This is a genomic window from Luteibacter sp. P4_D7_3, from assembly GCF_056401735.1.
In genome coordinates this window covers 1-7,336 of record NZ_JBFUIT010000205.1, presented here as the reverse complement: position 1 = coordinate 7,336, position 7,336 = coordinate 1, and the positions used below count along the sequence as shown (strand labels likewise).

Below are 7,336 nucleotides of genomic sequence, written 5' to 3'. Positions count from 1 at the left end.
CGGTATGGCGGAGCAACGCCTGGGTCAGTTCGGGTGTCATGGCGCCATCCTATGCTGGCGAGCAGGATCAGGCAAGAATGGGCCGGGTTCGCGCATTCAGTCCGGAGCCCCGCCGGCCYATCGTTTGTCCAGGCCCACCCTCCAAAGGACAGCTCGTGACCAACGAAAACTCAACGAATAGCATGGCGAAGATCGCCATCATTACCGGCGGCAGCCGTGGCATCGGCCGCAGCACCGTGGTCCACCTGGCGGCGCGCGGCGTCGATAGCATCTTCACCTACCGCGAGAATCAGGCAGAAGCGGCGAAGGTTGTTGCGGCGGTGGAAGCGCAGGGAAGGCGAGCTATCGCGCTTCAGCTGGATACCGGTGTCGCGGCATCGTTCGCCGACTTCGTCGAACGCGCGAAGGCTGCGCTCGCTGAACTCGGGGCGCATCGCTTCGACTACCTGGTCAACAACGCGGGCCAGTCCCTGCACAACGCCTTCGACCAGACGACGGAAGAGGAACTGGACGCCATTTACAACGTCCACTTCAAGGGCGTGTACCTGCTGACCCAGAAGCTGCTGCCGCTCATCGCGGACGGCGGGCGCATCATCAACATCTCGTCTGGCCTTGCGCGTGTGTCGATGCCTGGCAGCTCGGCGTATGGTGCGATGAAGGGCGCCGTCGAAGTGCTGACACGCTATATGGCCGCAGAGCTCGGCCCCCGCGGCATCGCCGTGAACACGGTAGCGCCGGGTGCCGTGGCCACCGACTTCAGCGGTGGTATGGTGCGTGACACCCCCGAGCTGGCCAAGCGCATTTCCGACATGACCGCCCTGGGTCGCGTGGGATTGCCGGACGACCTCGGCGCGATGATCTCGTCGCTGCTGTCGGACGATAACCGCTGGATCAGCGGTCAGCGCATCGAGGTATCCGGCGGCATGCTGGTTTAATGCACTGACGCTTCGGCGGGCGCAGCGAACGCCGGCTTGCGTCCGCCGAAGGTGAAGAGCAACACCAGTGCGATGACGACCGCGACGCCACCGACCACCAGTGCCGGCACCACGCCGGCGCTGTCCACCACGCGACCGCCAAGGAACGAACCGGCCGCAATCGCGAGCTGGTAGGTCATGACGAACAGTGCGGAGCTCGCTTCCGCGTGGTCGCCGGCATAACGTGAGACCCACACGCTGAGCGCCACCGGGAGTGCGCCATAGGCCATGCCCCAGAGCAGGATGTCGGCGCTCGCGCCGAGGTGCGACGCACCCAGCAACGGCAAGGCGAAGATGGTGGCGCCGAGCAGGACCATCGTGCCGGCCAACGACCAGCGCAGGTCCTTCGCGATCGCCTTCGGGGCGAGGAAATTGCCGATGAAGCCGACCACGCCGAAGCCAAGCAGCACCGCGGTCATGCCGTGCTCGTCGAAGCCGGCGCGCTCGATCAGGAAGGGGGCGATGTAGGTGTACGCGGTGAAGTGCGCGGCGATGACAACGGCCATCATGATGAGGCTCAGGCGCGAGGCGGAGCGGCGAAGGAGGCTGCTGAAATCGGCCGTCTTCACTACGGTATCCGAGGGCAGGCGCGGCAGCAGGAAGAACTGCGCGATGAGGGCGACGAAGACCAGCGCACCCGTGGCGAGGAAAGCGTAGCGCCAGGACGCGACGCTGCCGATCAGGGTGCCCAGCGGCACGCCAATGATCGTGGCGAAGGTGATGCCGGCGAACATGGTGGCCGTCGCCAGCGCCGCCTGCTCGGGCTTCACCAGTCGACCCGCCGCCGCCAATGCGACGGCCCAGAACCCGCCCAGGGCGATGCCGAGCAAGGCGCGTGCGACCAGCATGGTGGCGAATCCCGTGGCCGAGGCAGCCACGACGTTGGCGGCCATCAGCAGCACCGACAACAGGAGCAGTACGTTGCGGCGGTCGACGCGACCGGCGAGCACCGTGGTCAACGGCGCCGCAACCGCCGCGACCAGGCCGGTCGTGGTCACCATCAGGCCGCCGATACCGGTCTTGAGGTGCAGTTCGCCGGTGATCTGTGGAAGCAGTCCGATCGGCAGGAACTCGGTAGTGACGAAAGCAAAGGCCGCCAGCGTCACGGCAGCCACGGCCAGCCAGCCGCCTTTGGCCGGAGCAGGGGCATTCGGTAGGGGTTGAGTACTCATGGTTTTTGCCATCGCGGGAGGGGATGGCACCTATATGCCGCCGGGGTTTTGCGGACTGTAGGCCTGCTAATGTCCGCTCACTTCGTCCTTATCGGAAGAAGTCTTCCCGCTGCGCGGGATCGCCGCTGAAGCGGCTCCTACGGGGTTTGCGGCAAGAATTTCATTCGTTCATAACATGACGACCGTTAGCTTTCATGGCAGGTATCCGCTGGTGAGAGCATGATCGACAACAAGGTTCGCGAGCGCGTGGACGCGCTCATGGCACGCGGAGGACGCCGGATTCTCGGTATCGCCGGTGCACCCGGAGCAGGGAAGTCCACCCTGGCAGCGCAACTGGCTGCCCACCTGGGCAAGGCCGCCGTCATCGTTCCGATGGACGGCTTCCACCTTGCCAACGCCGAGCTCAAGCGACTGGATCGCGCCGAGCGCAAAGGCGCCCACGACACGTTCGACGCCTTTGGCTATGTCGCCTTGCTGCGACGTCTTCGAAGTCCGGTCCCCGGTGAAACCGTCTATGCCCCCGCCTTCCATCGTGAGATCGAGGAGGCCGTGGCCGGCGAGATTCCCGTCGCCGCCGATGTGCCGCTGGTGATTACGGAGGGCAACTACCTCCTTCTCGACGAGGGCCCATGGTCCGGCATTCATGGCCTGCTGGACGAGGCCTGGTACGTCGATGTCGACGGCCAGCAGCGCAAGGCCCAGTTACTGGCGCGCCACATGCGCTACGGGCGAAGTCGGGACGACGCGCTGGACTGGATCGAAAACACCGACGAGCCGAATGCTCGCCTCATTGCCGCGACCGCCGGTCGCGCCGACTTCCGGGCTCGCGTCGAGCTGGAGATGAACCATGCGCACAGTGAGTGACACGATGGATGCCCCGGCGACAGCCACGCCGCATCTGGGGTTGGTCGTAGGTATCGCGGTGGTTGCCGCCCTCGGCGGACTGTTGTTTGGCTACGACACCGGCATCATCGGCGTCGCGCTACTCGGCCTTGGCCGGCAATTCGCGCTGGACGACACGGCCAAGCAGCTGGTGACCGGTGCCATCATCTTCGGCGCGCTGTTCGGCTGCCTTGGCACGGGCCCGCTGTCCGATCGCTTCGGCCGGAAGCGCATGGTGGTCTTCGTCGGCGTGCTGTTCGCGCTCGGCTCGATCGCATCGGCGATGTCGCCGAACGTCGAGCTGCTGATCGCCTCGCGTTTTCTGCTCGGTCTTTCCGCAGGCAGTTCCACGCAGATCATTCCGGTGTACATCGCCGAGGTGGCGCCCCCACAGCATCGCGGCAAGATGGTGGTGCTCTTCCAGTTCATGGTGGTGTTCGGCATCACCATCGCGTACTTCACCGGCTTTGTACTCGGCGAGCATTGGCGCTGGATGTTCGGCCTCGGCGTCGTGCCGGCCATCGTGCTGCTGCTGGGTATGCTGGTGTTGCCGGAGAGCCCGCGCTGGCTGGTGGTGAAGGAACGTCAGCGCGAAGCGATCAAGGTCCTCGAGCGCGTACGTGGCAACCACGCCGCCGCGGAGTCCGAGGTGGCCGAGATCCAGACCGTGACCCAGAACCAGGAGGTCGGTACCYGGAAGGATCTGTTCAAGCCGTGGATCCGTCCCGCAGTCATCGTCGGCGCGAGCATTTCCATGTTCTCGCAGATCACGGGCAACAACGCGCTGATCTATTACGCACCGACCATCCTTACCAAGGCGGGTTTCTCGGACAAGGCGGCCGTACTGGCCACCGGCGGCAGTACCATTCTCGTTGTCATCATGACCGTGGTCGGCAGCTTCCTCGTCGATCGTATCGGCCGGCGCAACTACCTTCTGTGGATGATTCCCGGATCCATCGTCGCGCTGGCCCTGATGGGATTCCTGTTCCAGGGCGCAGGTCCGACGACGGACTTCAGCCGCTGGGCGGTGGTCGCCTGCCTCGCTGCCTACCTCATGCTCAATTGTGGTGGCTTCGGCGTGTGCATCTGGCTGATCAATTCCGAGGTCTATCCGCTGTTCGTGCGAGGGAAGGGCGCGAGCCTGGGTGCCTTCAGCCATTGGTTCTTCGACCTCATCGTCACGCTGACCACGCTGTCGCTGGTGACCTGGCTTGGCGCCGCACATACGTTCTGGCTCTACGCGGTAATCTCGCTGTTCGCCCTGGTGTTCATCTACTACCTCGTGCCCGAGACGAACGGCAAGAGCCTGGAACGCATCGAGCACGAGTTGCGCGAGAACCGGTTCTATCCGTACCAGCAACGCCGGGCGGAAGCCGGTGGCGCGAAGTAGAAGGTCGATGCCCCCTGATGCCGGGCGCTATGTCCCTCGATGGTCGAGAGGGACATAATCCCGGCATGAGCATTCCGGCAGACAATCCGCTCGGCAGTTACCTGAAGGATCGCCGCGCCAAGCTCGATCCCGCTGCCTTCGGCATGCCGACCACGCGCAGGCGCACGCCGGGCCTGCGACGCGAGGAAGTCGCACTGCGCGCCAATGTAAGCGCCACCTGGTACACGTGGCTGGAGCAGGGGCGCGGCGGCGCGCCTTCCACCGACGTATTGAATCGCCTCGCCGCTGCCCTGGCCCTGACGGCCGTGGAGCGCGAACACCTGTTCCTCCTGGCACAGAACCGGCCGCCCGAGGTCGTCTACCAGCCCTCCGAAACGATCTCCCCGCAGTTGCAGCGTGTGCTCGATTCGCTGGAGACGAGCCCGGCGATCGTCAAGACCCCGCAGTGGGACATCATCGGCTGGAACGCCGCGGCGGCGGCCGTGCTCACCGAATACGGTTCGCTGCGGCCCGACCAGCGCAACGTGCTGAAATTGTTATTCGCAAGCGATCGCGTGCGTAACAAGACTCGCCACTGGGAAGATCATGCACGCTTCGCTGTGGCGGCGTTTCGCGCTGACATCGCCCGCCTCGGCGCGACGGATCGCGTCGGGGGCTTCGTGGATGAGCTGATTGCGTTGAGCCCCGAGTTCGAAGCGATCTGGAACGACTACGACCTGCAGAGCTACGGCGAAGGGACGAAGCAGTTCGCCCACCCGCTCGTTGGCGAAGTCACGCTGGAATATTCCGCCTTTGCGGTCGACGGTCGGCCCGAGCTTGGCCTGATTATCTATACGCCGGCCACGGCCCTCGACAGGGAGCGCGTGGCGACGCTCGTCGAGGCCAGGCACGCCGCCCGAACCGCCTGACGCCGCCTGTTTCAGCGGCGGATGGCGAGCACCCCGTCCAACGCAAGCGCCGCCTTGAAGCCGGCTTTCTCCAGGCGCTTTTCCACCTCACGGGGTACGTCGCGACCGCTGGTGAGCTTGTTCGGGCTACCCGTGTAGTGAAACAGGCGACCGCCTCGGCGGAGGACGCGTGCCAGTTCGTTGTAGAAAACCTGCGAGTACAGCTCGCCGGCAATACCGAAGCGCGGTGGGTCGTGCAGCAAGGCGTCCACCGACGCATCCGGGATCTGCGTGATCGCCTGTGACACATCGCCATGGGTGAGTTGCAGGCGCCCTTCGCTGGATGCGGCATCGGGATCCGGTGACCAGGGATTCAGCGTACGCAACCAGAGCACATCCTCGTTTTTTTCGAACGAAAGAATGCGTGCCACACCGCTTTCCAGGCAGCACGCCGCAAAGTAGCCCAGGCCCCCACAGGTATCGAGCACCACCTTGCCGCGTGGTTCGACGAGCGCGACCTTGCGGCGTGCGTCCTCGATGGGGGATTCCTTCGAGGTAGGCAGCATCTTGATGCCATCGATCTCGAACGTTGGTGCGCCCCATGACGTCGGCACCAGCTTGATCAACGAACCCGAGAAGCGCGACACCGGCGAGAACTCATCGCCATCCCAGAAGTAGATCGTGCGGTCCTTGAGCTTGCCCGGATAAGGGTAAGCGTGGCCCTGCCTTTCCCAGGCTTCCGCCCGAAGGCCGACGCGTTCTTCGCTGCGCCCCAGATCCATCGATCCCGTCCAGTCGAGCGCCCCCGCACCGCGCGCGTCCCATAGCGCCTGGGCTAGCGGGAGCGTCAGCAGCGGGCCGGAATAATGGGACAAGAGAACTCCTGACACCGCGGCAGGCGGCGAAAAAAACGGGGGTGGGGGTCGCCATTCTAAGGTTCTGGCCGGCTATGCGTACAAGTACGGATGGAACGGGGTCCGCACACGGTGCCTAATGGATGTCGACGTTGACGCGAGGATGACCGGGCATGCGCGCCGCAATGCTCATCTTGGTGGCTGTTTCCCTGCCGGTGGCGGCATCCGCCGCCGCGCCACCCGGCGCTGCACATGCCGTTGCTTCCGTGCATGCCAGCGTGCCGGCCACCTTGACCCTGGGTATTCCGGCGCTCACCCGTGGCGTCGCGCCGGTCGCCGACGAACTCATTCCACCGATTCCGTACACCGCGCAAACCGTGGCCTTCGTAAAGACCTTCGTCGTCACGGCAACGTACGACGATAAACCGTACCGCGTCATGGTTGTCGTGGTGGACTCGCAAGGCCTCGTCTATTCGACCTCGCAACAGGGCAGTCGGGCCGTAGAAGACGCCGAGAGCCGCGACGAACTAAAGGTCAGGGTGACGAGCCTCTCGCCTGTCGTGTTCGACGTGGCCGTTCGCAAGGCGGACGCCAACGTCACCGCCACGCGTGACCGCGTCGCGGTGGGCGATCTGGAGCAGGGCCACTCCGCGTTCGCACTTCGCGATAACAAGCTGGCTGTGTCCGTGGAGAGGCTCGAGGACGAAGTCGACCTGCGTTAGACCTTGTCGACGTCGATGATCGCTTTGGCGAACGCCTGCGGTGCCTCTTGCGGCAGGTTGTGCCCGATGCCGCCGGTGATCAGTCGGTGCTCGTATTTGCCGGTGAACTTCTTCGCATAATTGGCCGGATCCGGATGCGGTGCACCATTGGCGTCGCCTTCCATCGTGATCGTCGGTATGCCGATGGACGGGAACGTGGCGAGCTTCGCTTCCAGCGCGTCGAACTGCGGCTCACCCTCCGCAAGGCCAAGGCGCCAGCGATAGTTGTGGATCGATACCGCAACATGGTCGGGGTTGGTGAAGGCAGGTGCCGAGCGTTCGAATGTCGCGTCGTCGAAGTGCCACTGAGGTGACGCCTGTTCCCAGATCAGGCGGACGAAATCCCGCGTGTGCTGGGCATAGCCGTCGCGCCCCCGCTCGGTGGCGAAATAGAACTGATACCACCACTGCAGTTC

Annotated in this window: 7 protein-coding genes and 1 pseudogene; 5 read left to right on the top strand and 3 right to left on the bottom strand. The window is 64.6% G+C overall.

What is annotated here, in order from left to right; all coding sequences use genetic code 11:
• Nucleotides 1-182: 182 nt before the first annotated feature.
• A complete protein-coding gene (locus AC1DSN_RS15680) occupies nt 183-935 on the top strand; it encodes an SDR family NAD(P)-dependent oxidoreductase (protein WP_477331557.1) in 753 nt (250 codons plus the stop codon).
• Here the strand turns inward: AC1DSN_RS15680 and AC1DSN_RS15675 are convergent.
• Nucleotides 932-2,146: an MFS transporter gene (locus AC1DSN_RS15675; protein WP_477331555.1), complete on the bottom strand. Its 1,215-nt coding sequence runs from the start codon at nt 2,144-2,146 to the stop codon at nt 932-934. The two genes, AC1DSN_RS15680 and AC1DSN_RS15675, sit on opposite strands and share 4 nt — an antisense overlap.
• 219 nt (nt 2,147-2,365) lie before the next feature.
• Here AC1DSN_RS15675 and AC1DSN_RS15670 point away from each other — a divergent pair, with 219 nt between their 5' ends.
• The 3 genes from AC1DSN_RS15670 (at nt 2,366) to AC1DSN_RS15660 (ending at nt 5,326) form a co-directional block, all read left to right on the top strand.
• Nucleotides 2,366-3,010 (top strand): nucleoside/nucleotide kinase family protein, encoded by a 645-nt coding sequence (locus AC1DSN_RS15670; RefSeq protein ID WP_063573212.1) that lies wholly within the window; start codon nt 2,366-2,368, stop codon nt 3,008-3,010.
• Nucleotides 2,994-4,418 carry a sugar porter family MFS transporter gene (locus tag AC1DSN_RS15665; protein ID WP_477331553.1) on the top strand — a complete coding sequence of 475 codons (1,425 nt, stop codon included), beginning with the start codon at nt 2,994-2,996 and terminating at the stop codon, nt 4,416-4,418. Before AC1DSN_RS15670 ends, AC1DSN_RS15665 begins: the two co-directional genes overlap by 17 nt.
• A gap of 65 nt (nt 4,419-4,483) precedes the next feature.
• Nucleotides 4,484-5,326 carry a helix-turn-helix transcriptional regulator gene (locus AC1DSN_RS15660; RefSeq protein ID WP_477297105.1) on the top strand — a complete coding sequence of 281 codons (843 nt, stop codon included), beginning with the start codon at nt 4,484-4,486 and terminating at the stop codon, nt 5,324-5,326.
• Nucleotides 5,327-5,337: 11 nt separating this feature from the next.
• Here AC1DSN_RS15660 and AC1DSN_RS15655 read toward each other — a convergent pair whose 3' ends face one another.
• Nucleotides 5,338-6,180, bottom strand: a complete 843-nt coding sequence (locus AC1DSN_RS15655) for a class I SAM-dependent methyltransferase (RefSeq protein ID WP_477331551.1) — start codon at nt 6,178-6,180, stop codon at nt 5,338-5,340.
• Nucleotides 6,181-6,332: 152 nt separating this feature from the next.
• Here AC1DSN_RS15655 and AC1DSN_RS15650 point away from each other — a divergent pair, with 152 nt between their 5' ends.
• Complete coding sequence (locus tag AC1DSN_RS15650) at nt 6,333-6,881, top strand: hypothetical protein (RefSeq protein ID WP_477294206.1); 549 nt, start codon at nt 6,333-6,335, stop codon at nt 6,879-6,881.
• On the opposite strand, the pseudogene AC1DSN_RS15645 reads toward AC1DSN_RS15650, so the two are convergent.
• Nucleotides 6,878-7,336 (bottom strand): annotated as a pseudogene (locus tag AC1DSN_RS15645) (alpha/beta hydrolase); the annotation flags it as partial. The gene AC1DSN_RS15650 and the pseudogene AC1DSN_RS15645 sit on opposite strands and share 4 nt — an antisense overlap.